At 52.5% G+C, this 23,800-nt stretch carries 20 protein-coding genes and 1 pseudogene; 10 read left to right on the top strand and 11 right to left on the bottom strand.

Annotated elements, in window-relative coordinates; translation table 11 throughout:
- Positions 1 to 170: 170 nt before the first annotated feature.
- From Q31b_RS21425 to Q31b_RS21400, 7 genes and pseudogenes are all read left to right on the top strand, one after another.
- A complete protein-coding gene (locus Q31b_RS21425) occupies positions 171 to 629 on the top strand; it encodes a DsrE family protein (protein WP_146601698.1) in 459 nt (152 codons plus the stop codon).
- 240 nt (positions 630 to 869) lie between these two features.
- Positions 870 to 1,763, top strand: a complete 894-nt coding sequence (locus tag Q31b_RS21420; protein ID WP_146601697.1) for a hypothetical protein — start codon at positions 870 to 872, stop codon at positions 1,761 to 1,763.
- Positions 1,764 to 2,051: 288 nt separating this feature from the next.
- Positions 2,052 to 2,168, top strand: a pseudogene (locus Q31b_RS29715) (DUF1559 domain-containing protein); the annotation flags it as partial.
- A gap of 227 nt (positions 2,169 to 2,395) precedes the next feature.
- Positions 2,396 to 3,346, top strand: coding sequence for a methyltransferase family protein (locus tag Q31b_RS21410; protein ID WP_146601696.1), 951 nt, complete (start codon positions 2,396 to 2,398; stop codon positions 3,344 to 3,346).
- Positions 3,347 to 3,359: 13 nt separating this feature from the next.
- Positions 3,360 to 3,575, top strand: a complete 216-nt coding sequence (locus tag Q31b_RS21405; RefSeq protein WP_146601695.1) for a hypothetical protein — start codon at positions 3,360 to 3,362, stop codon at positions 3,573 to 3,575.
- Between the two features lie 12 nt (positions 3,576 to 3,587).
- On the top strand, positions 3,588 to 3,713 hold the full coding sequence (locus Q31b_RS29395; RefSeq protein ID WP_261343874.1) for a hypothetical protein: 126 nt from the start codon (positions 3,588 to 3,590) through the stop codon (positions 3,711 to 3,713).
- A 39-nt stretch (positions 3,714 to 3,752) separates the two neighbouring features.
- Positions 3,753 to 4,532, top strand: a complete 780-nt coding sequence (locus tag Q31b_RS21400; protein WP_146601694.1) for a B12-binding domain-containing radical SAM protein — start codon at positions 3,753 to 3,755, stop codon at positions 4,530 to 4,532.
- A 94-nt stretch (positions 4,533 to 4,626) separates the two neighbouring features.
- On the opposite strand, the gene Q31b_RS21395 is transcribed toward Q31b_RS21400, so the two are convergent.
- Entirely contained in the window at positions 4,627 to 5,640 is a 1,014-nt protein-coding gene (locus Q31b_RS21395) for a DUF255 domain-containing protein (RefSeq protein ID WP_146601693.1), read from the bottom strand.
- 189 nt (positions 5,641 to 5,829) lie between these two features.
- On the opposite strand from Q31b_RS21395, the gene Q31b_RS21390 reads away from it, so the two are divergent.
- Entirely contained in the window at positions 5,830 to 6,255 is a 426-nt protein-coding gene (locus tag Q31b_RS21390) for a hypothetical protein (RefSeq protein WP_146601692.1), read from the top strand.
- Between the two features lie 122 nt (positions 6,256 to 6,377).
- Here Q31b_RS21390 and Q31b_RS21385 read toward each other — a convergent pair whose 3' ends face one another.
- The 3 genes from Q31b_RS21385 to Q31b_RS21375 all read right to left on the bottom strand — a co-directional run bounded on the left by Q31b_RS21385 (position 6,378) and on the right by Q31b_RS21375 (position 8,843).
- Positions 6,378 to 6,701 (bottom strand): co-chaperone GroES, encoded by a 324-nt coding sequence (locus Q31b_RS21385; RefSeq protein ID WP_146601691.1) that lies wholly within the window; start codon positions 6,699 to 6,701, stop codon positions 6,378 to 6,380.
- A 50-nt stretch (positions 6,702 to 6,751) separates the two neighbouring features.
- Complete coding sequence (gene gmd / locus Q31b_RS21380; protein WP_146601690.1) at positions 6,752 to 7,768, bottom strand: GDP-mannose 4,6-dehydratase; 1,017 nt, start codon at positions 7,766 to 7,768, stop codon at positions 6,752 to 6,754.
- Positions 7,769 to 7,892: 124 nt separating this feature from the next.
- Positions 7,893 to 8,843, bottom strand: a complete 951-nt coding sequence (locus Q31b_RS21375) for a GDP-L-fucose synthase family protein (RefSeq protein WP_146601689.1) — start codon at positions 8,841 to 8,843, stop codon at positions 7,893 to 7,895.
- Positions 8,844 to 9,348: 505 nt separating this feature from the next.
- On the opposite strand from Q31b_RS21375, the gene Q31b_RS21370 reads away from it, so the two are divergent.
- Positions 9,349 to 12,150, top strand: a complete 2,802-nt coding sequence (locus Q31b_RS21370; protein ID WP_146601688.1) for a hypothetical protein — start codon at positions 9,349 to 9,351, stop codon at positions 12,148 to 12,150.
- A gap of 20 nt (positions 12,151 to 12,170) precedes the next feature.
- On the opposite strand, the gene Q31b_RS21365 is transcribed toward Q31b_RS21370, so the two are convergent.
- Positions 12,171 to 16,826: an outer membrane protein assembly factor BamB family protein gene (locus Q31b_RS21365; RefSeq protein ID WP_197171999.1), complete on the bottom strand. Its 4,656-nt coding sequence runs from the start codon at positions 16,824 to 16,826 to the stop codon at positions 12,171 to 12,173.
- A gap of 238 nt (positions 16,827 to 17,064) precedes the next feature.
- Here Q31b_RS21365 and Q31b_RS21360 point away from each other — a divergent pair, with 238 nt between their 5' ends.
- Complete coding sequence (locus tag Q31b_RS21360) at positions 17,065 to 17,409, top strand: hypothetical protein (RefSeq protein ID WP_146601686.1); 345 nt, start codon at positions 17,065 to 17,067, stop codon at positions 17,407 to 17,409.
- Between the two features lie 26 nt (positions 17,410 to 17,435).
- On the opposite strand, the gene Q31b_RS21355 is transcribed toward Q31b_RS21360, so the two are convergent.
- The 6 genes from Q31b_RS21355 to Q31b_RS21330 all read right to left on the bottom strand — a co-directional run bounded on the left by Q31b_RS21355 (position 17,436) and on the right by Q31b_RS21330 (position 23,672).
- Complete coding sequence (locus Q31b_RS21355) at positions 17,436 to 17,927, bottom strand: hypothetical protein (protein ID WP_146601685.1); 492 nt, start codon at positions 17,925 to 17,927, stop codon at positions 17,436 to 17,438.
- 133 nt (positions 17,928 to 18,060) lie between these two features.
- Positions 18,061 to 19,278 carry a 6-phosphofructokinase gene (locus Q31b_RS21350; protein ID WP_146601684.1) on the bottom strand — a complete coding sequence of 406 codons (1,218 nt, stop codon included), beginning with the start codon at positions 19,276 to 19,278 and terminating at the stop codon, positions 18,061 to 18,063.
- A gap of 271 nt (positions 19,279 to 19,549) precedes the next feature.
- Complete coding sequence (locus tag Q31b_RS21345) at positions 19,550 to 19,894, bottom strand: hypothetical protein (RefSeq protein WP_231617741.1); 345 nt, start codon at positions 19,892 to 19,894, stop codon at positions 19,550 to 19,552.
- A 1-nt stretch (position 19,895) separates the two neighbouring features.
- A complete protein-coding gene (locus Q31b_RS21340) occupies positions 19,896 to 21,824 on the bottom strand; it encodes a heparinase II/III domain-containing protein (protein WP_146601683.1) in 1,929 nt (642 codons plus the stop codon).
- A gap of 499 nt (positions 21,825 to 22,323) precedes the next feature.
- Positions 22,324 to 23,178: an MBL fold metallo-hydrolase gene (locus Q31b_RS21335; RefSeq protein ID WP_146601682.1), complete on the bottom strand. Its 855-nt coding sequence runs from the start codon at positions 23,176 to 23,178 to the stop codon at positions 22,324 to 22,326.
- Entirely contained in the window at positions 23,163 to 23,672 is a 510-nt protein-coding gene (locus Q31b_RS21330; RefSeq protein WP_197171997.1) for a PaaI family thioesterase, read from the bottom strand. Before Q31b_RS21330 ends, Q31b_RS21335 begins: the two co-directional genes overlap by 16 nt.
- Positions 23,673 to 23,800: the final 128 nt, after the last annotated feature.

Here is a 23,800-nt window from a genome sequence, read left to right as displayed (position 1 = left end):
CTAACTGATGGAACGATCGCGTTTTTGATGTCGGCAAACCGTCGCTGTTTCGGTGTGGTTTATTGACACGCATGAGTCTGAATTTGCGAAACCGAGTTGAAAGCCGCGTCTCCTAAGTACAGACTAACGAATCTATCCACCGTCTCACTTCCACAATTGGGAATCGAAAAATGATTCGAAAGTCTTTAGTCGTCGTCACCACCTTGTTAGTGTTTTCGACCATGGCGACATCGCAAGCTGCCGACACGACCACGCTCGACGTCTCGAAGCCGACTCTTGTCATTAATCTAACGAGCGGCCCTGATGACTTGCACGCGGTTAGCATGGGATTGAATTTTGCTGGCCATGGTATCGCGGATGGCCGCGAAGTCGTCGTCTTTTTCAACGTCAAGTCACCCCCCTTGGCGCGTAAGGACTTGGCGGATTCCGTTCGCTTTCAAGACAAAGAACCGATTCACACCTTGATAACCGATTTGCTAAAAAACGGTGCAAAGATGTTTGTTTGTCCAATGTGTGCGGAGATTACGGAGGTCAGCGAAGACCAACTGACGCCGGGAATCGAATTGATCAAAGATCGGAAACAGTTGTTCGACTATCTGCACAGTAACTCGGTCGTGTTCAGCTACTAGTGCTTGGTTAATCTTTCATTTTAGGGTAGTGGACGAGGTAACGAGCCCTTTTGGACCGCTGTGGAGTAAGGGACTCTCGTAACCTCGTCCACTACGACCAACCCCCATTTTAATCTGGACGCAGCCCTACACCGCGTTCAACCAGATGATCGCCCAGGGGGTTGTTCCGCAGCGCGGCTACTAGAATACTGTTGTCAACAGTCTTACGGATGTCCGGTCTCCCCGTTTTTGGTCACTAAAATGAAACGTATCGTTCACTTGTTCGTCCTTTTGTCTATCTGTTTACTCGTTGGATGTATCGAACGCTCTGTCGTGGTGAAGGTGAGCAAGGACGGAACCGGGGTTATTCATGTTCGTTCATATAAAAAGAGCGTCCAATTTGCGTTCGGTAGCCTAGCGAATAAACAGGATTCGGAAGCGGATGCAAACGCTAAGACTCCGAAATTCCCTGAGCAAGCAGAATTGAACAAAGTGGCTGAGAAACTCGGATCAGGGGTCCGGCTACGCTCCGCTGTGGCCGCGAGCAATCCTCAAGGCTGGCAAGGGTACGAGGTCGTCTTCGAGTTTGATGACGTTAGTCAGCTGCGACTGGACGACCAACTATTCGATTTGGATGACGACAAGACGAAATCGAGCAACGATAAAGAATCCTTGTCACCGAACAATTTTCTGCAAGAACTTTCAAGTCCAAGCAATCTTCGATTTGCGTTAGCAGGGGAGACGCTGCATATCACACGCCATGTAGCCGAGTTGGACACCCAAAAAGCAGTACCAAATGAAAGTCTGACGGATGACCCTTTTGCGAAAGCACCCAAGTCACGTGCATCGGCTACCATTTCGAACGCGGCGATGGAAGGCTTTCTCGCGCAGTCCTTGAAAGACGCTCGCATTGGTTTGTTCGTCCAGTTTAACGGAGGCATTGAAGCCACGAATGCAAAATTTCAAGCGGGAAATCAAATAACGTTGATGTCATTTAATCTTGGCAAGTTAGTTGAACAACGAGAAAAAGTGGAACAACTTAATTCGTTACCGTCCCAGTTTGAGGGCGATGAACTTTCGAAGCAGTTCCAACAGAGCATCGACGAAATCGACGGGTTTCAGTTCGACTTGAATCAGGAAATCTTCATTCGATAGATTTCCAATCGTCGAGACTTCCTCGCAGCGGCAAAGCTTGACTACCTTCGATCGTCTTGATCAACGTCGATTTCGTGAGCCACTTCGACGTCGTCGATAAGCCATGCCGGCAGCCTTACTTTTACGATTGGAGGATTGCCGAGCGTTGCTGTCATGGAGCGGACTCTGATTATCGGCAATCGATTCTCACGAACTTCATGGAAATCGGTCCAAGGGATCAGGAGAGGAGGATGATCATTGGAGTGGCATGAAAGTTGGGCTTTATGAAAACGGGTTCTTGCGTTTCACAATTATCATACCGTCCATGGCTGTCTTCCGCCTGCGTACCTTGCTGACGCGTCGGGACGGCCCATGCACCGTTGGCGAGTATTGGACCTTTCTTACATGGAAGAACGAACAATATGACTTCACGAAGGCCTGGGACGATCCGATTAACTTACGCATAGTTGACCAAATGCCCAAAATCTTCAACATGCCATCGGAGGTTGAAAGCGAGTGAATGGAAACGATCGTCTTGCCGACGCGAGTTTCGCCGACACGATGCTTTTCCAATAAAACGGCTTTTAAGAATTTTGGTACCGAAGTCCAACAAACTGCAAATAGATGACCGTATATGCGGTTAAACTGATCGGATGCAACCGCGTCAAATCATTTCCGCGTATTTTCTTCTTCAAGCCATCGGCACGGCGGTTTGGTGGGGGGGACTTGTTGCTTATCCGCCTAGCATGAAGTGGTTTCAGCCCCGCGATTGGCCGACGGAGACGCTATTGTCGTTTTGGCTAGCGGATTTCATCTTGATCGTCGCTGGCAGCGTGGTTGCCGCGAACGGTGTTTGGCGTCGTTGTCACGGGGCGCCAATGGTCGTTTGGATGGTCGCGGCAGTGACCTGGTATCCGACGCTGGTCTGCATCGCGATTAGCGTACAGACGGGTGAGGCTTGGATCGCGTCGTCGATGATGGTTACGATGGCAGGACTATCGCTGGCGATGGCAACCATTCATGGAAACACAACACAATCGCCAGCGACTATTCGAGTCACGCCGATGAATCGGCGCTCAGCAGTGCTGTGGACGCTTGGACAAACAGCCATCTTCTGGGGAACGTTTCTGTGGGTGCTGCCAATGGGCATCGTTGAAGTGAAACGGCACTTCGGCTGGATCGGGTTCACACACGTTTCTCAAGCACCGCTGTCGCTTGGCTTGTTCCTGGGGGCGTCTTGCTTCGGCTTATGGAGTGGCATGACGATGGCCACTCGCGGCGAGGGCACACCCCTGCCGACGGCAACGGCACCGCGTTTGGTGATCGCAGGTCCGTACCGGTTCGTGCGAAATCCGATGGCGGTCGCCGGTATCGTACAGGGCATTGCGGTGGGATGGTATTTGGGCAGTATCTCGGTGATTGCCTATTCGCTTGCCGGTGCAATTGTCTGGCACGTCGCGGTCCGTCCAATCGAGCAACGTGATCTGGCCGAGCGGTTTGGCGAAAGCTACACAAGCTACCAAAAGAGCGTTGGACTTTGGCTGCCGCGATTGTCGCTCTGCTCTCCGAGCGGAAAGTGTCTTCGGCTTTGGAAGCGAAAGTAGGAACGAAAGCACGATGAGCAAACAAAAGATATCACGCGAAATGCGAGTCGCGCCGAAATTGGATTTTTCAAAGACGGTCGGTCCCGTGTGTCGGCAGCATGCGTTACTGATCAACCCGTTTTATGCAAAGGATCCGAACTCAAGTCTTGGCAAACACGTGTTGACGCCCACCATGGCGTTGATCAGTGTCGCCGCTAACACGCCTGGTCACTGGACCGTCGACTACTAGGACGAAAACCTATTGCAAGGTCCGCCCCCGTACGATCCGTTTCCTGCGGTGGTGGGCATCACCGTGCATTTGACGTTTGCCCTGCGGGCTTACGAACTATCGCGTTGGTATCGTGACCGTGGAGCGATCGTGCACTAATGGGGAAAGATTCTCCACGATATCGATGCTGGGAAACAGATGAATGTCTATCGAGCTGACTTCAAGCAACCTTATCGTGAGGATCCACCACCGCGACGCGACCTACTGAAACGCAACGGTTACTTGACCACCACCAGCTTGATTGCCACTCGTGGTTGTCACAATCGATGCGGCTTTTGCTACTTGTCGACCAAGGGGCTGCACATGCCCTATTTGATGCGAGACGTCGAACTGATCGCCGATGAGTTTCGCCAAGATGGCCAACCCTACGGAGTTGTTACGGACAACAACTTGGGATCCAAACCAGAATACCTGCGACAATTATGTCATGCGCTGCGTCCGCTAGAGAAAATTTGGAGTGCGGCCATCTCGATTGATGTTACCGACGACCCGTCGCTAGTGCGAGAAATGGCGCTGCCTGGTTGCACTGGAGTTTTTGTTGGATTCGAGTCATTGCAGAATGGCAACATTCGCGACGCCAAGAAGAAGAGTCCGCGCACGGAGCAGTATGCAGAGCGAGTTGAATTGCTGCACCGCAATGGCATCCAAGTGAACGGGAGTTTTGTGTTGGGTTTCGATCATGATCACGAGGACGTGTTTGGGACCACAGTGAAATGGATCGAAGAAAACCGCTTAGAATGTGCGACCTTGGCCATGTCGTACTTTTACAAACGATCCAATCCGATTTGGCACCGATTGATCAAGCATCCGATGACCGCGCGGGCATGGCGTCCGTTGGTGGAGTTCACGCCGCGAAGGCACGTGCGATTTTGCCGCCGATTGGCGAAACAAAGTCTAGATAATTCAAGATCGCCGTAGCGATCCTTCGCTCTGTCCCGGACGTATCGACAACAAGACAAGTGACTGCGTAAGATAGTCGGTTTGGTTAGGTAAAAGGCGATCAGCCGCTCGACTATGTGCCTGGGTTGGCATCTTTGACGGCTTGATCCATAACGCTGATGGCAGCATCGGTGTAGCGTTCGTACTCACCCCAAAAGTGGTTCATCGCTGCTTCGTCTGCAAAGAAGAACATACGATTGTGAGTCGGATCTTTCAAACCCCATTCTCGCTTCCCAGGGACAATGCGACGTTCTTCGAAGAAGCGAACGACGTCAATTTCATTGAGCACGGGTGTGTAGGTTACGGGGTCCGACAAAAAGGTTTGCATTGCCTCGTCGCTGGCAAACAGGTAGAGCTTCCCGAGGTGGATGACACCAAACTCAGGTTTGCCTTCCACCCAACGGTCTTCGCTAATCACGGTGACGGAACAATAGCCTTCCATCGCCAATTCAGGTTCCGCAGATTTGGCGGTTTGCTTCGCTTGGGGTTGCGGCGCATTTACGGCCGTCATGCCTGGCATTGTTTGGTCATATCGCGAGCTGACCGTACGGCCTTGCGCTCCGCCTGCAAAGCCGTTCGCCGCATCGAAGGATGGCGGATTCGGAGCAGCGGGTGGTGTCGATGGCATCGACTGATTGGCATACTGCTGGCTGGGCGTCTGCTGGTTGGGCGCCATTGTTCGTGGCAGTTTGCTTTGCAACATTGCCACGTATCGCTTTGGTTCCTGGGGGCTAACGCTATGCGACAACGTTTGGCCATCACTTGTGACAATCACGTCCGTTGGAAACGCCGTCACCTTGAACATTTTAACTAGCTCAGGGTTCTTGTTGGCATGGACTTTTACGGCAACAAAATCCTGCTCGATTGCCGATTCAACATCGGAGGATTTGAAGGAGCCCTCTTCAAGCCGATCGCACCAAACGCAGTTGTCACTGTAGAAATGCAGTAGTAACAACTTGTTTTGAGCTTGAGCCTGATCGCGAGCAGCTCGCAGGTTCTCTTGCCAAGGAATCTCGGCGGAAACTTGATTGACGGTCACCATCAAGGCGGTGATCGCGAAAAGGTAAGTAAAATTTGCCGTGCGCATTACATTCGTCCTAGTGTCTTCGAATCGCTGGGGTGCGAATAGGGAGGTGCGAAACGAGTCTCGCATCATCAATTTCGACCGATTCGGCCCTGCGGCTTGAACCGAAAGTACAAATTGCGCCAACTTTAACGCCACCTCAATCTGGATGTTTTTTGAGACTTCCCGCTGATCGCAGCCAAAATCAGCGAAATGACCGTACTCGTACTCAATGAAATGGTACTCCTACTCGGACGCCCGATCCCATTCGAGTCCGCAGAGGGAGTACCGCCGAAGGCTGAGTACGAGCACGAAAACACTGGCTTTTCAGATGTTTGGCAGCAATCGGCGGAGGGGTTTACCGAGATGCGTCGTTTTTTGAATAAATGGCTCGACCGAAGAATCCGTGGTTTGATTCATCCATCCCAAGTACCGAAGAGTAGGTTTTTCAGGCACCCCTGTGAAACTCACTCCGTTTTTCTTCCGTCCACGCCATTCGAGCTAGGCCGGAGGCCGAAGGAGGAGTCCAAGATCGCATACCGTCGCCGCCGTCATTTCGGCGAAACACCGTTCGCGGTCATCAAGGTGATGTTCGATCTGCGTCGCTTCTTGCTCCGAGGCATCGAGGGAGTCGAGTAAGCGTGGTGATGGGTATCGCGACTGCCATGCCTCGAAAAAAACTTCCGCAACTTCCTTTCCACCCACAAATTCTTCTGAAGAGCCGAATCGATTGCCTTTTTTTGGCCACTCCGCTGCTTCTTTTACTCGGGTGCTTCTTTGCGAAAGACGGCGACGATGTCATCGACGGGGACGACAAACAGTTGATTATCGTGTTCCAAATCAACGGGGATTGCATTTTTGGGATGAAAAAGAATTTTGTCGTATTGGCGAAGCGGCAATTCTTCGTCGTTTTCGACGACGGCACTGATCGTCACGATTCGTCCGGTAATTGTCGGTATTTCGGCTGCATCGGGTAGCGCAATCCCACCACGTGTTTCGCGCTTCGGCTCGTCTTTTCGGACGAGTACGCGGTCACCGATCGGTTCGACGTACTCGAAGGGTTGTTTCGAGTTCTTTTTGGCCATGGTTTCTCAGACGTTCAATAGGTGCAGTGAAAATAGCTTCGCTGGTTTGTCTAGTTCGGGACAAAACTCTTCGCATGAGCTTCGCGTTTTGCGATTTCCAGATCGTGCTCGGTCATAATTCGAGCGAGTTCTTCTAAATTGGTCGATGCTTCCCAACCCAATTTCTCTTTCGCTTTCGAAGGATCGCCAAGCAGCAAGTCGACTTCGGCGGGCCGAAAGTATCGAGGGTCGATTTCAACATAATCCAGATAATCTAAATCGAGCTGAGCAAAAACGAGTTTCGCAAAATCGCGAACGGTCTCGGTCCGCCCCGTCGCGAGGACGAAATCATCGGGCTCATCATGTTGCAGGATTCGCCACATGCCTTCGACATAGTCTTTGGCGTATCCCCAATCGCGTTTCGCGTCCATGTTGCCCAAATAGAGCTTTTCTTGCAAGCCGACCTTAATTCGTCCAGCGGCTCGCGTTATTTTGCGAGTCACAAATGTCTCACCTCGACGCTCGGATTCGTGGTTAAACAGAATACCATTGCTGGCGAACATGTCATAGCTACGGCGATAATTCACCGTTTGATGAAACGCATAAACCTTTGCACAAGCGTAGGGTGATTGTGGGTTGAACGGGGTGGTTTCGCTCTGCGGAACTGCCATCACGTCACCATACATCTCGCTGCTACTTGCCTGATAGACGCGCACTTGTTTCTTCGCATTCAACAGACGTGCGGCTTCGAGCACATTAAGGGCTCCGGCACCAACGGTTTGCAACGTATAGTTGGGCTGGTCAAAGGAGACGCGAACGTGACTTTGAGCGCCCAAATTATAGATTTCATCTGGTTCAATCTCCAGCACCACGTTGCTCAATGCTTGTCCATCAGTCAAATCGCCATAATGCAGCAATAAGCTTGGTTTATCGTGAACGTCCTGGTAGATGTGATCGATGCGTTCGGTAGAGAACGTGCTACTACGGCGGACCAACCCATGAACTTCGTAGCCTTTGTTCAAAAGCAATTCTGCTAAATAGCTGCCGTCTTGACCGGTGATGCCAGTGATAAGTGCGGTTTTTTTCATTTGTCTCTCATCGGTTTAAAAAAGGAGAATAAGCTGCAATTCTCTGTTGCGAAAAAACGCGAAGAGTTTCGCAAGGCGGCTCTGCCGCGGGTGTCGATCCGCTCGGAGTGCAGAGCGGCAATGACTAGACCGAGCGTAGTTTTCCTGATTCGAGTTCCTCCAGATAATGATGGTAAGTCATTTCCAAGCCGTTTGCTAAATCGATCGAATGCTTCCAGCCCATGGTGTGCAGCTTTGTCATGTCAGTACATTTCACAGGAGTTCCGTCCGGCCGCGCGGGGTCGGTCACAATCGCTCCCGAGTAGCCCACCGTTTGTGCCACCAACTTGGCTAGTTCCGAAATCGACAAATCGACCCCCGTTCCTACGTTAACCCAATCTGGCGGTTCGCTTGTTCCCAGCAGAAAAGTAATGGCATCGGCCAGATCGTCAACATGCAAAAATTCGCGTCTCGGAGTCCCGGTTCCCCATATCATAACCTCCGGGTCATCATTCTGCTTGGCCTCGTGAAATCGGCGAATGAGAGCAGGAAGAACGTGACTGTGTTCTCGATGGTAGTTGTCGCCAGGGCCGTAAAGATTCGTTGGCATGGCGCTGTGAAATAAGACGCCATGTTGCCGCCGATAGAATTGGCACAGTTTTAATCCGCAAATCTTTGCCAATGCGTAGGCTTCGTTGGTTTTTTCCAGCGGTCCGCTTAGCAGCGAATCCTCTTGGATCGGCTGTGCACAATCACGAGGATAGATGCACGTGCTGCCCAAAAATAGAAAACGGTTCACGTTGGCTTGGTAAGCCGCATTGATCGCAGCTGTCGACATCAAGACGTTATCGGACAAAAACTCGACTGGGAAAGTATCATTCGCCAAAACGCCGCCAACTTTGGCTGCCGCAAACACAACCGCATCGGGTTTGTGGTCTGAAAAGAACTCGGAAACCGCGGCGGCATCGGTCAGATCAAGTTGCTCACGTGTGGCCGTGATAATCTGGCACGATTCCTTGGCCAAACGTCGGCACACAGCCGATCCCACCATCCCACGATGCCCAGCGACATAGATTTTTCCAGTGATTTGAGTCATGGCGATGAAATTATTGGGTTCGACATTTTTGTTCGATATCGGTTTGCGCAAAGTAAATAGTGATTTTTTTTGGGTGGTTTAAACGCTTAGCAAAGGGGGCACCTATTTTGTCGTGCTCAAAACGCTGCCCAATCCGCACGCGGTGGAAGGAGCGAGCTCCCTCCTATCATGGTCCCTTTTGGAAAAACGACTCTCCTCGATAACTTCATTTCTCGATAGCTTTCTGTGATTGAGTTATTACAACAGTCATTTTCCCTACAATTACCCGTCGAATCTTGGCGAGAATTCCGAATCGACTTTGCGGTTTGGGTGACTTACGGGATTGCACGCATTATGTAGGGATGGGCACCCAGGATCATTGTGCGCTGCCAATTCGACCGAATTGTAAGTGTACAACGACCCAAACTGAATGCTATGGTTGGCAAATTGCCATGGACGGCACAGCATTGCCCTGAAGGTCTTCTATTCTACTTTTCCCGACCTATTTAGACAAAACGAGAACGGGATGCTCAAGGACGTTAGAAAATCGCTCATTCTTTGGCCGCTAACCGCTTCGGTCATTGTCATTTCGATGACATGGTTGACCGCAGTGCCAGAGCGGTTGCCGATAGGGTTCCCAAAATCCAAACTGGCGCCGTCAATCACGTTGGGATCTAGCGTTTTCCCCAGTGGCCTCGATGATTGCCTTGATCCTCCGTTTCCGATCGTACCTGTGGTACACAATGACGAGTCGCTTCCCGATCCAAATACTTCAGTCGTCGAACGGGGAGAGCACGGTCACCGCGCGATTCGTATCCCCGATCGTCTGAGCCTCGACCGCTCGACAGGCACTGCGACGCCCCTGCAGCACCCTATTAGCCATAACGCAATCTTATCCGTTCCACTTGCGGCACCGGTTCGAAATGAAGCTCACGAGTTGGCGGGGCATGAATCTGCAGCGAAGATCGCGTTGCTTACGGTACAACCCGTTGCATCCACATCCAGCCCGAACGACGTTGTCCCTCACGAGACGATTCTGCCCAGAAATGTATCGGTCTTGGGGAAACGGATCACGAGGAAGCCGATCACTCCAACTCCTGTGGATAGCGACGCACCCACAGACAACGCACCTATCAGTCGTTACGCACCTGCGAAAGACAACGCACCTGCGAACAACGACGCACCTGCGAAAAGCAACACTGACCAAGAAACGCGAAACGACGACGAATCAGATCGATCGTATCCGAAGTCGAACCAGGTAACGAAACTTAGCCCTGCCGGATGGCCGGTTACCCGTAGTCTCGATCAATCCCTTGCAGACTTGTCAACGGTTTCCAAAGCGGATTGGGTAGCGGGATGGTCGGTGAATGTTCAAAACAAACTCGAGCAACTAAGAGGTTTGCCCCGACTTGGTCAAAGCGAAGCAGGACAATTGATCGAAGAGCTCCATGAACTTTTCGAAGACGGTTATGCCGCCGCCGAAGCATTGAACGACCGCGACCTACAAATACGTTGGCTCTACGCGTGCTATGGCTTAGAAAGAAGGGTGGCCGTATGGAAACCGATTTGGGAGCTCGCTTCGTCCCATGATGCCACGAAAACCTACGTCCGTGTGCATCGAGATTTCGGATCCTCGATTGAGGATGCGGTTGCGGCCGTCCGTGAAATTCTTCCGGAAACTCAGGACACCGAAGGATGGAATACCTATTTGCTCCTTGATGAACTCGAACGATCGAGCCGTGGGTTCGCAGCCGACGATTCCGCTTTACTGGCCCAACGCTTCCTGGCTCGACTACGCTGGCATGGTCTGCATGCGGAGCATCGCCTTTGGCTTGACAATCCCACGATCGATGCTTTGGCGGCTGCGGTCCGACCGCTGGCAGGCGGAGCCGTGGACTACGCCAGTTTGTTAAACCAAATCGAACATCAAGAGTCGAACGAAATTGATACCGTCTCGGTGGAAATCGCGGAAGCCATTCAAACGCTACAACACGCCGATAGCCCTCAAGCGGTAGAAGTCGCTAACGTTCTCAACACCTATTATCGAAACGCAAACATCCGAATTGCATTGAGTGAGCGTTTGCTACAACGGGTTCTGCCGACGATCGAGGCGAAAACCGTCCCGGTACGTACGCGGATTCTGGGAAGCCAAGTGCGAGGAAATAGCCGTGTGGCGAGTCAGTTGCAAATTTTGTTGACCCCATCACCAAATACTTGGCACATTGAACTGCAAACCCGCGGTGATGTTTACACCCGAACGGTAGGGTTCAAAGGGCCGGTTTCGGTTTTGACCGAAGGAAACTCGCAGTTTATCGCCTCAACACCGATCGAAATCCATAGCGACGGATATCGAAAAGGCATCTCATCGGTTCAGGCCAACGGAACGAATCAGTTGCGATCGATTGAAAGCGATTACGATCGCTGGCCACTCATCGGGCCACTTGTCCGCAGCATCGCGCAGTCGCAATACGACCAAATGAAGCCGGAGTCGAACCGGCAAAGCCAACGACAACTTCGTGAACAGGTAGGCAACCAGATCGATCAAGAGGTCGAAACCAAGTTGAACGAATCGAGCGATCGATTGTCACAGATGGTTCTAGGGCCTCTTGGGGCGTTGCGACTTGACCCACAAGTGGTCGACATGCAGACGACCAGCCAACGGTTGCTAGCCCGTTATCGACTCGCCGGTGATTGGCAACTCGCCGCATTCACGCCTCGCCCACGTGCTCTTCGCGATAGTTTGATGAGTGTTCAGGTCCATCAATCGGCAATGAACAACATGCTTGAACAATTGGTACCTCGAGATCATCCACGCTCGATCCGAGAGATGATTGAGCAAGCCAGTTACCTGTTCGGTCGCGACACGGCATCGATCCCGGATGACATCCCCGACGACGTCTTCATCCAATTCGCACCGACTCGCCCGATCACGGTCGAAATCGAAGAGGGACGAATGTGGTTGACGCTGCGGATCGTTCGCCTGACGCGAGGCGACCAGATGGATTTACGCCGTTTCATCGTCCGAGGCGCTTACGTGCCAGCGGTCGATGGTTTGTCAGCCACACTTGTCCGCGACGGTCATTTGCGGATCAGCGGTCCAAGTTTATCGATGCGGGAACGTTTGCCGATCCGAACGATCTTTAACAAAGTCCTCTCAACAACTCACGGGTTCCCGATCACGACAAATGTGCTCGAAACGCACGAAGCGGCTCAGAACTTAGAGATCAGCCAGATGGAAATGCGAGAAGGATGGCTGGCAATTTCCCTCAGCGAGACCGAACCGTCGCGAGTTGCCAGTCGCGGAAGAGAGATGAGTGGTGAGTGGTGAGTGGTGAGTGAAGGCTCGCCTCACTCCGCGGCTGTGTCCTCTGCTTCGATCGCCAAATCTTGTTTCGTACCGAAGGTAAGTTGCAGTCGTTCGAGTCCGATGCTGACAAAGATCAGCGGTTGCTGGTTCGGCATCTTGATTTGCGTTTCCAGCTCGTTTGTACTGCTAGGAACTTCTTTATCATATACCGAAACCACTTCGTGTCCGTCATGGCGATCGAGTGCCATGAAGTCAAGTGTTCGCGTGCGGACTCGAGGGTTCACCGGCGAGAATTTCGAATAGGCGCGGCTAAACATCAATACCGGTGACGCGCCGGGCTGCGCGATGGTGCAGCCCCAAGCCTCATCAAACTCTTTTTGCCAAAGCAGCTCGCCAACGCTTTCGTTGTCGACAACATCGTCGTTGGCGGTTTGGTCGTTGGCGGTTTTGAGCGAGATTGCAAAGACGGCATTGACGGTTTCGTGCTCATTGCTTTGTCTTGTTTGCAGCATCGGCGACGAACTATTGCGAATCGCTTTAGCCCGTCGCTGAGCAAACAGATAAAGCGTCTGCCCCATTGCCGAGGCTTGCATTCCGATCAAATCCTCATAGGACTCGGTTTGCAGTTTCGCGATTCGCGAACCGTCAACGATATCCCAAACCTCTGCGATTCCTTCGGTATCGAGCATTGCAAAGTACCGCCCGTTGACGATTCGTCCGTACGAACCAGGAATCGATCGGGTCGTTCGGTTGGCTTCATACGTCGTTTTCTCCAGCACAACGTTTTGGTTAAACGGATTCACCAAACGGACATAGAATTCTCGGCTTCGATCAGGGATTTCTTGGTAGCATAGAGCATGTTTTCCTTCGCCAGCCCACAACATGCCATGATCCCAAGACGCTTCTCTTAGCTTGCTTCCATCGAGCGTATTGTAGAAGAAAACGCGTTTCTCCATTTCTGAAATCACGGCAATTTCTTTCCCATCGGAAAGCACCATGCCTCCGAGCGGTGCACCGGCATTTCGCCAGCGGATATCACCTGTCATTTGGTCAAACGCCATCAAGTCACCACCTTGAAGGGCGACAACTTGATCACCTTGAAGCGGTCCGATGCTGAATCTTGGCTCACCATTCTTGGCGACGGGTGCATCCAATTTATAGTGATAAACTTGGTCCCCGAATCGCGTCGGACGGCTGCGGCGGTTTAATTGCGATGTTCCATCGCTGGAAAGATTGTGTTGCCAAAGCACGCATTCCGCGTCGCGATCCTTCAGCCGATGCAAATCGACTCCGATCAGCGCATTGGAGGTAATGACGACCATCATCCCGCCAGCGATTTTGGCTTCGTTTTGTCGCATATCTCGTTGCTGACTCTCAAATCTTAATGGGATAACACGCGAATCGCCATTCGGATCGCGGATTCCCAGAGCAAACGCACCTTCGCTATTCAATCGCCAATCGCGAAATTCTTCGCCATACTGAATCGTCGTATCCGCAATCTGCTGACGAAACGACATCGTTGCTCGCGTTCGTCGCGGGAGAGGTTCCCAAATCACACGAGCGTTCTCGGGCCACTCGAACTCACGCACTGCGGCTTCCGTTTCAATTTCCATCTGGGCAAGCGATTTGCCGTCCGGTGCATCGTTTCTTTCTCGCAGTCGATCGAGCACCGCCAAACCATCCTCGCCAAAACCATCAAACGTATAGATCTTTGCTAGTTCAATCAGACGGTCGGTCGACAACTCGGCAACCGATTCGGAAGTGATTGGCTTGCTGCCCAATAGCAATCCAAACGCTCGAAGCCATTGGGCGTCCTCTACGTAGCGATCAAACAATTCATCGCGAATGGGTTTGACACCTTCTAACGATCGAAATTGTGAGGCCAATGTTTGTAGCAAACCGTCGGACGCAATGCGTTTATTGCTAAGTAGCCGCAGAACGGTTTCATTGACCCGATTGAGTTGCTCCGAATCGTTGCGACGAATCAAGTCATCGGCAATTTGCGATCCGCGAGCACTTAGCCAAGCATCAAGGGTACATTGTCGGCCTGCTTCCGATACGATTCGCGACGCAGCATCTTCGGGAGTCGATTGCGAGGAAGCCAGTGCCGATAATTCGACCATTTTTTCCACCGCAACTTCATAGCGTTTTTCTGCGAACGCGGCGCGTACTTGTAGAGCTAACAACTCCAATCGTTGGTCTGGTTCGTAAATCAATTCGTCCAACGTTTCGACCATCGCCCCATCAATGACCGGAGCATCTCGTAGTGAGTCCAGCATTGCCGAAACGGATAGCATCAGCACCTCGTCGTTATCAGGCTCACGCTCTCTTGCTTCGGCAAGCAAGGCGAGAGCTTCATCGCGTTCGCCAGCTTGCAGGAGGAGTTCTGCTTTGCGTACGATTGCCAATGTGTCCTTGGGATTCGATTTCAGTGCCAGTTCCACCTTGGGTCCAAGAGATTTCTCGCCATACGAGACCGACAACTGTGTGGCCGTTTGTGAGATCAATTCACCGTCGGCCGCGACCAGATTGCCGAGCGGAAAACGCAACTGGCGGCGATCCACCACCTCCCCATCTTCAAGCGACAGTTTGACGATTTCGTTTGTCGAGGTGGGTAAAAGGTAAGAATGTTCTGCAAACGCTCCACGCCCTGAAATCAGTTGGCCGACCGATAAAGCATCGAGCCCACTCATCCAAAGTTGGTCGCCCGACGGCAACGCATAGGCCCCCACTTGATTGGCCCCAACCAACAGGAACTTTCCATCACGGATGCCTGCGAGATATCGCATCGTGATCCGATCTTTTGGTGGAAACAACATCTCGCCACTGAGCAAATTGAATCCATAAAGCTTGTCCGATTCGATCGGCGTGATGAGTAGGTATTGATCCGCAGCGACCGCTCCCCCGTTGTACCAACGCAGCATCAATTGGCTCGATTCGATTCCTCGTCGCGCTCGCGTGTTGATGCCGCGAACGATTTCGTCGCTGCGAACGTAGGTGGCTCCCCAGCGGAGCATGCGGTCGACCAAGTCGATTGCGACACAGGCTCCGGTGCTCGTCGGGCAGACGAGAACGCCTTCGTGGTAAGTCGGCGTGGCACCGGCGACACGCCGAAGCGGATCGCTATCGACGCCACCCGTTTCCACAGCGACCAAGTGTTGTCGCCAAAGTTCGTCACCCGTCGCAGGGTTGAGGCAGACCAAAAGGATATCGCCAGCGATTTCTGCCATCACGTACAACTTGCCATCGAGAGGCAGCGGTGGGCCGAGAAAAAAAGCGTCCTTCAAACTCGATTCGCGATCGTCACCTCGACCCAATCGCCAAGCCAGTTTGCCTTCGGTTTCCAGATCGAGTGCGACAAGGGTGTTCGCACTCGTTTCGCTCGGACGAGTTCCTCGCATTCCCATGATCGGGCTAAACGTTGCCATTTCGACTTCGCCCAAATCGTCGAGCATGAACACTCGCTTGCCATCACTGGTTATTTGTCCGTAGGGCAGATCATTCCAAACACGCTGGCTGAGCAGGTTGTTGGCATCGTCTTCATCCGAAAGTGCATCAAAGTCGATGTTGTCAGGATCACTGTCATAGTTCTTGTTGGTAGAAAACCATGGGTACATCCACACGCGTTTGCCCGTCCGGTAATCGACGCCGACGAGTCGCTCGGTCGTCCGCATCAGTAGTTGGTTGCCGACGCGAATCGGCGTCCAACTCGGCGGTAACAATTTGCCATTCGATGCCAATCCGGACGACAGTTCGCGGAGCGTCCGCGTTTGCCTCGGGCTCGCGGTGGTATCGACTTGCCACCGTTCGTTGGCAAGCGGTAGTTCGGCGAGACTTCGATCGTTGCGGTCGGCCTGGCCGCCAAAGTAAGGGTAGTCATTTTGCTTCGCGTTGATCGGGTTGCCGCCGCTGAATCGCTCATCCATCCAGTTGTCCATCTCAACATCGGCCGGAATCGATTCACGCTCACCATGCACCATGATTTCGCCGACGGGACGAAGCGATGCATCCCATTCTCGCCCCGCCGCACGACAAGCCACCGCGTAAATCAACTTGACCGACTGACCAAGATGAGCGACGGCAGCATCGGAAACGACCACATCGTCCAGCAATAGCGAAGCGGATAAAGCATGCCCAGCGTAGAGATCGCGTTGAGCCAACAGTAGCGAGGCTTCGTAACCGGCTTTGGCATGAAAGAATTTACGGCGAACTTCGGCAACCTGGTCCCAGTCCCTCGACTCGGCAGCGTCCGCGAGCGTCTTTCTGGCCAAAGGGCCATAACGTAGCTCATACATGTCGAGAGCTTGCGGGGGCAGACTGCCGATTATCTCTCGTGCGCGGTGCAGCAGACTGTTGCGGGAGAGCATTTGAGGGCTACCGCCGCCATTCATCTGTTCGTCGACGTCTAAAAAGAAGTCTTGACCGTGTAGGTAAGCATCATCGGATAATGATTGATCCCGCTGCAATAATTCACCAAGGCGTACAACCGCATCACTGAAATTCCTGTTTTCGATCGCACGCTCAGCTTCGCGAAGTTGTTGTTGAACACTTCGAGGAGCCTCGATCAGACGCCCCGATTGAGTATTGACAATCGGTCGAAAAAACGCCTGGCTCAAGGCAAAGTCACTGTTGAAGCAAACAAGGACGACTACGACGAGAAATCGCAGCGTCAACTTTAGCGGTGAAAAATCTGGCACGGGCATTTCCGAATGAGTTATTCGAAGGAATTGAAAGGTACGATATTCGATAAATCCCATTGTACCGTTTCTTTGGGGCCTTGCGAATGCGAACCTCGCTAGATTATCGATGCCCGGACGCCGTTTGCAACGTAAACTGAGTTGTCGCGACTCTCCGAGACGCGAATCTTGCGAGTCTCGGAGAGACTCGCCTACTTTGGGCCTTGAATTCTTAACGATTTTGCACGGGAGTTTTAAAATGCAGCGGGTTTTATGGAGTATTGTGGCGGCCGGTTCGATAATGTGCAGTTCCGTCAATGCTCAACGGTTCGATGCTTACCCGACAACGGTTCATCAATTTCGCCACCATTCGATCAATGGAATGGCGTTTCAGGGCTATGGCTATCAGAGCTATGGGAATGGAAGTCGAGGGTATCCCATTTACGGATACTCGACCATCGGCAGTGTCGCGCCGTACGGGATGGGTTACGTCAATGATCCTTATCAATCAGGGAGTTTCAAGATTCCTGATTTGCTCGATGACCCGCTTTTCATTCAACAACATCGGTACGAAAGCCGTTTCCCAGGTCGCCGTAGACGGTAATCGATCGATTTCCATTGGTGGAACCCTTACCCGCTCTCCTTCGCTTGTTCGGCATACAGCCGAAGTTGGTCAATCATGATCGCCAATTCTCGAGCGGCTTGTGGTAGAACGGTATCACATTGATCGCGGACATCGGCCAGGGGCCCTAGCAAGTCGTCGCACGCTTTATTGACCTCGTTGGCCCAGCCCCGGACGGCTTGGCGTTTTTCTTCGCAGACTCGCATCCGCTGTTCCGCCTTTTTAACCCTTGCGACCGCCTCGCTGGCGGCGGGTCGATCGCTTGCACGAACGACGGATCGTTTGCGAGCCAGGTTGTCTTTCGCTTCCGTCAATTCACGTTCCGCCAACTGGTGTTGGTGACGCCAATAGGCTGGCTGAGTGTTCGTGAAAGTTTCTTGCGTGCGGTGGACGACCGTACGAACTTCTTGAAGCGTTTTGTCCCAGTCCTCTGATAGGTGGAGGATACCGCGATGCAGCGCTGCGAGCGCATCGATACTGCGAACATTGCTACCTGACATGACTGTTCTTTCGGTTATTCATTCCAGGGACGAAAATCGAGTCCATGAACCGGCGTTTCGGGTGGGGCCCAAAACGCTGCACGTCACTGCATGATAGTTAACCACCAGAAATATATCGAGTGGAGCGTTCGGATCAAACCAAAGCGTCTGCGGTTGCGGCGTTGGCGATTTCGAACGCCAGCACGGCACTTTGCCCCAAATCCGCTGTGCTGGGAACCCGATTGCGTTCGAATCGTTCCGCTTTGGCAACAAACGGGCTGGCGTCGGCATGCGTGTTCCCAAAACTAATCCCGAGCGCTTGGGCGGCTTGGACCGCAGAACTTTGTGGGTCGACTTGACGAAGTTGGTTGACCGCTTCGGTAATCGGCACACTGGAAACCGTTGGTGGCTGATAACAAACCATCTCACCGAACTTGCCTTCGACGATAAGTCGCACCGCATGGGCACCGTACTGGGTTGCCAATACGCGATCGAACGTCGTCGGTGACCCACCGCGTTGTAGATGTCCAAGCACGCAAACACGGGTCTCATGGTGCAGTCGTCGCTCGATCTCGGCGGCCACAATTTGGCCAATTCCACCAAGTTGGGTTTGCGCCCCTGCCCGCTCGAGGCCAACACTTTGGCCGTCGGGTAAGGCGGCACCCTCGGCGACCACGACGAGCGTGAACGCTTTGCCCTGGCTTTCGCGAGACAGGATTTTGTGGCATACGTTCTCCCACGTCCAAGGAATCTCAGGGATTAAGATCACATCACCACCGCCAGCGATCCCAGCGTGCAAAGCAATCCAGCCGGCGTGCCGCCCCATCACTTCGAGAACCATGATGCGACCATGGCTTGCCGCCGTTGTATGGAGTCGATCGAGCGCATTGGTTGCACATTCTACCGCACTATCGAAGCCAAACGTGAATGCGGTCGAGGACAAATCGTTATCGATCGTTTTCGGAACCCCTACGACCGGAATTCCATATTCGTGGAATTGCTGAGCGATCGCTAATGAACCATCGCCACCGACGCATACCAAGCCTTCGATACCGAGTTGGTCGATGGTGACTTTTACTCCTGCGAGCAATTCAGGATCGATTTCGACGCGATCCGATACACCGACCGTTGCTGCAAAACGTCCTTTATTTGTCGATCCTAGGATCGTTCCGCCTTGATTCAAAATCCCGGTCGTGTTTTGCGGTGTTAGCGTCTTGTAGCGAACGGGATCATGCAGTCCTTCGTAACCTTTTAGAAAACCGATGCAATCATAACCGAGTTGACTCGATGATTTGACGACTCCGCGAATGACCGCATTGAGTCCTGGACAATCGCCACCACTGGTGAGAACCCCGATACATTTTTTTGACATGGTGCAACTTCTCTTTTGGATTTGGTATTCAAACTCCGATCCGGCCGTTACGGCCTCATCGCCGAAGTCCACTGGGAAACGATAGGTCGCAAATAGCGTTTTGAAAAACAGAAACTCAATAGTGATACGAATAGCTGATACATTCGCTACAAAGAGTCGGAATCGTCGTCAATTGTGACGAAACACCGCAAGGTTCGAAGAGCTCTCCCCCCCGACGAAACGCGAGATTGGAAGGGGTTATCGAGAAAACGACTTGCCCTAATCCTGCGTGCTACTTGCGGCGGAACACTTTGACGACCACGGTCAGGGCCATCAACATGCCAGCGGCTGGCAGCACGGCAAAGATCAGCCGCGGCTGAGCTGCGAGGATCATCAAGGCGACAATGCCAATGACAGGAACCGCAGCAGGGAACCAAGCCGCGGGGCGTCGCAGCGATGGCCACGCTATCCAGATTGCGCCCATGACCAAACCCATTCGTCCAAGTGCTGCCGACGAAAAATTTGCAAACGAGCTTTCGCCCCACCACCAAGCGGCCGTACTCGAAAAAAGCATCACGACTGCGACCAGCAGCACCATGCTACGGCGGGCATCGGCGAACATCTCGTTTTGCGTCATGCTATTTGACCGATCCTGGAACCAACTCGACAACCAAGCTCAACTCACCCGATTCTGGTGCGATCGCTTCGAACGCGACCATCTGGGTACCAGGATTAGGAGAGTCCCACTCGTGATGTGGAGTCGCAGTATCGATCGTCTGCCATTCTGCCGAAGTTGGACTTTCAATTTTCAATCGCAATGTTTTATTTTTTTGGGCGAGATGCATAACGTCTGACGAACTTGAACGCGTTGGTTTGCCGTAGGTTACCATGCCCCAGCGAACTTTCGACCCCGGTAGGATTCCCTTGATGATATCTTTGATGGTCACGATCCCATTAGGTGCCATTTCAAAACGACGATGAATCAATTTCGCTTGTCCCCGATAGATGTCCGTCAGGTCCATCACGGTGAAAGCGTTGTTTGGATCATCGCTAAAATCGATCACTTTGGCAAAGCCTGACGCATTTTGTAGTTGCTCATTGATGACGAGCGTGTTGTGTCCTTCGTTGCGTTGGCGAAAAATTTTCCAGCGATCGGAATCCTGCTTTCGGCTCCATAAATTCATTCCCCGTTGTTCGATGCCGTGATACCCTTCGGCTCCTAAATCGACTGCCCAACGCACCCCGTCGGCGTCGAGAACGAAGGAACCGATATCCATTTGCCCATGATTCGCGGAGGGCGATCCCGCCTTCGTTCCCATAAACGTCGCCGGATGCCGTGACCAATCACTGCGATGAATGGTAATCGGAACACTGCCATCGCTACTGAAATGTAAAGGCAGCGATTCGGATTCAACAAGAGATTCTGCTTCGACTTCCTCACCGTTCATCCATAACAGTGCCAGCGGTAGCAAGCGATTCGATCCCGTTCCTGAGTTGCCTTTTTTTAAGGTTTTGGCAAAATTCTCAATCCGCAATGCTTCCCCCTGCAAACACTCAGGCGAGTCGTATCGAGAGGCGAACCAAAACAATGATTCTTGAGGCTGCCGTCCCGCCCCACCGTCGGCATAGTTGAACGTTAGCCCCGACGGTCCCGTTACCAGAGCGGGGTAATTGCCTGTCTGAGCGAATCCTGGAGCTTTGCTTAACCCGAAATCGGTTCCCATCACGGACTCAAGTGCATCGATTAGGAGCACGTTAAAACCGATGCCATAGGCCCAGTACCCAGGGCCTTCCGGATAACTTCCTTTGGGCGCAATCGCACGCATTGAATTCGGTACATTTGTGATAGCACGGTGGACCGTCTTGGCTGCCAATTCAGGATAGTCGTCCATTATGGCCAATGCTCCAGCGACCATGCCGGCATGACACACTTGTCCCCAATTGTTACTTGCTCGAACCCAACCATTGTGCTCCGTTGTCCAAGGTAATTCGACCCCCTTTTCGACGATCGCTGAAGAGATCAATTGCCGTGATTCGGGGCTGAGTTCATCGTAAAGCCAATCATAGCCAATCGCGAGTGCGAGCGTCATCTCCGCCACATCAAGATAATGACTCGGGTTCCAATCAGAAAACGCAGCCGCTGCAAGCATCTCCTTTTCGCAGCGGCGAACAAAGGACGAATCACCCGTTAGGTAATAGGCCGTCGAGAGCGTTATTACACGATCGAGACATCTTCGTGACATTCCCAGCAGTCGTCGCCCCTCCAATCGCCGTGTGATCGGCGGTGCGGAATCGAGATACCGAGCTTCTTGAACCACAGCGTCCGCGAGCGTTTTCTTTAGGGTGGAGGCATCCGACAAATCAGCCAGTCGAGCGAGCTTTTCAGAATCCGCAAACAAGCGAGGATGTGGTTTTGCCGCAGGGACAATACGCTCGCTAACCGAGCTCAAAGTAACCTCAGGCGGATAGGAATAGACGGATTCAGAATTCGTCTGTGCGAAGAGATCGACAGTCAAAATGGAGGTCAGAAAAACCATAAAGACGAAACGAAGTGCAACAGTGGTCATTGTTCATTCGGTGGGTGGGTGGGATGAAGAAGTTTAACCGCCTGCCCGGCAGGCGGACTGCAATGCTTGTTAAATCGCGATTATTATAGCCCGAAACGCAAATTTTAAAGTGTCGCTATTGAGTGTCGCTATTGAGTGTCGAAGGCACGGTAGGAAATAGCCACGGGCGCGAGTCCGTGGTTTCGTTTCCAATTGGAACCGGAAGTCGCGAAGGGACGATAGGTGTTCCAGCCTATCACCTGTCCTCCCTTCGGGACTCTCCGATCGTCCTTTGACGCGAGCCCCCCGAACTTGCGTCCGCGGCTAAAGCCTGTCATCGCTTCGCGACTATCAAATAGCGCAAGCGAAGGATCCCCAGGATATCTTCGATTTCGCTTCGGGTAACAAAAACCGCCTGTCATTCGGCCTTTTCACGGAAACCTCTGCAAGTCAATCTGTTACGACGATTCTAAGCTTCCGCACGGTCTAACGGAGACCTCTTAGCCTAGTCCGTTTGGAGCTAAAAGTCGATAACGCCGTCGAACTCGAAGCGTGACCCGACGTGATAACCGACCGTGCGATCGGGCATCGCACACCAAAACGCCCCGGTCGCGGCATCGCCCGTACAATGTGCAGGGCCGATGATTGCCGGATTGATTTCCTGAATCGCTTGGACCGTGCGTTCAATCCGCGTTGCCGTCGCATTGACCAGGTGCATACCACCAAAGACGGCATGAATGGGCCGATCCTTTGTCAATGTCTGAACATACTTCAGAGTACTAATCACCCCGCGATGGGCACAGCCTAACAAGACGACCGTCCCCTCGCTGGATTCAAAATAAAGTGCTTGGTCGTCCTCGAGTTCGTCCCGCCGACTTCCGCTTGGATCCAAACAAAAGCTCTCTGGTTCTGCTTCGAAATCGGCGGTACGTGGGACCGTCCCGGTTGCGAACAAGCCTCCGCAGATGCATGTTGGCTCAATGGTTGCGGTTGAGGGGTGCCGTAAATCCTGTACCGCCGAAACCGAGGCTTTAGGCAAACCAACATCGCGACTTGTCCCTGCGGCATTCAGACTGTACTTCTCCTCAAACGCTGCTGGATGAGCGAATAATTGCAAATCAGGATTCTGTTTGATCAGAATCGCTAATCCGCCCGTGTGGTCATAGTGACCGTGACTGAGTACCACGGCATCGGTACGGCGCAAATGGATACCAAGCTTCCTGGCATTTTGCTGAAGAACGAATCCTTGGCCCGTATCGAAGAAGATTTGTTTCTCACCGTACTGAATACAAATCGCCAGTCCGTGTTCAGCGAGCATTCCTTGGCCGCGAGCCGTATTCTCGACAACGACCGTTATTTTTAGTTTTGCTGCCATGGATGATCCTGGACGATTTGATCGGCAGTGTTTCGCTCGACAAATCGAGCGTGTGCCGACGCTTTGATGCGGTTGTCTTGACGAAGCTCCGCCGCGACTTTGTAAAGAGGTGCTTGTGGCGATTCGATCCAAGCCCGGATGACCGCGGTCGTTTCGATCACAATCGGTTTGCGAAAGCGTACATTCATATCTCCGGTGACCGCAGTAATCTGATTCGCGAACAAGCAATTCGTCATTGCTGCATCGAGCAACATGCACGCGATGCCACCATGCAGCATGTTCGGGTAACCTTCGAAATGTTGTTGACAAGCGAACGTTGCTTCGACGATTCCATTGCCAACGAGTTCGAATCGCAAGCCAAGTCCTAAGCCGCTACACCGACCGTCATCATTAGGTTGATTGGCACCGCAAGCAAAACAGTTTGGATGCTCCTGGAGACGCCGCTCCTGATAGGTTCGTGAATCCTTAGGCTGAATGTGTTTAGAAGTTCGCATCGGATCATTTCGAATGCTTATAGATAAACGGCGAGTATCATGATCTACGCACATCGCAAGCGACATTTTCGGGCCAACGGCCCATTTGCATAGCTCAGCCCATCGGGCTGGGGGGGGATCACGATCGT

The organism is Novipirellula aureliae (assembly GCF_007860185.1).
Classification (GTDB): Bacteria; Planctomycetota; Planctomycetia; order Pirellulales; family Pirellulaceae; genus Novipirellula_A; species Novipirellula_A aureliae.
This window is presented reverse-complemented; position numbering and strand designations above follow the sequence as displayed.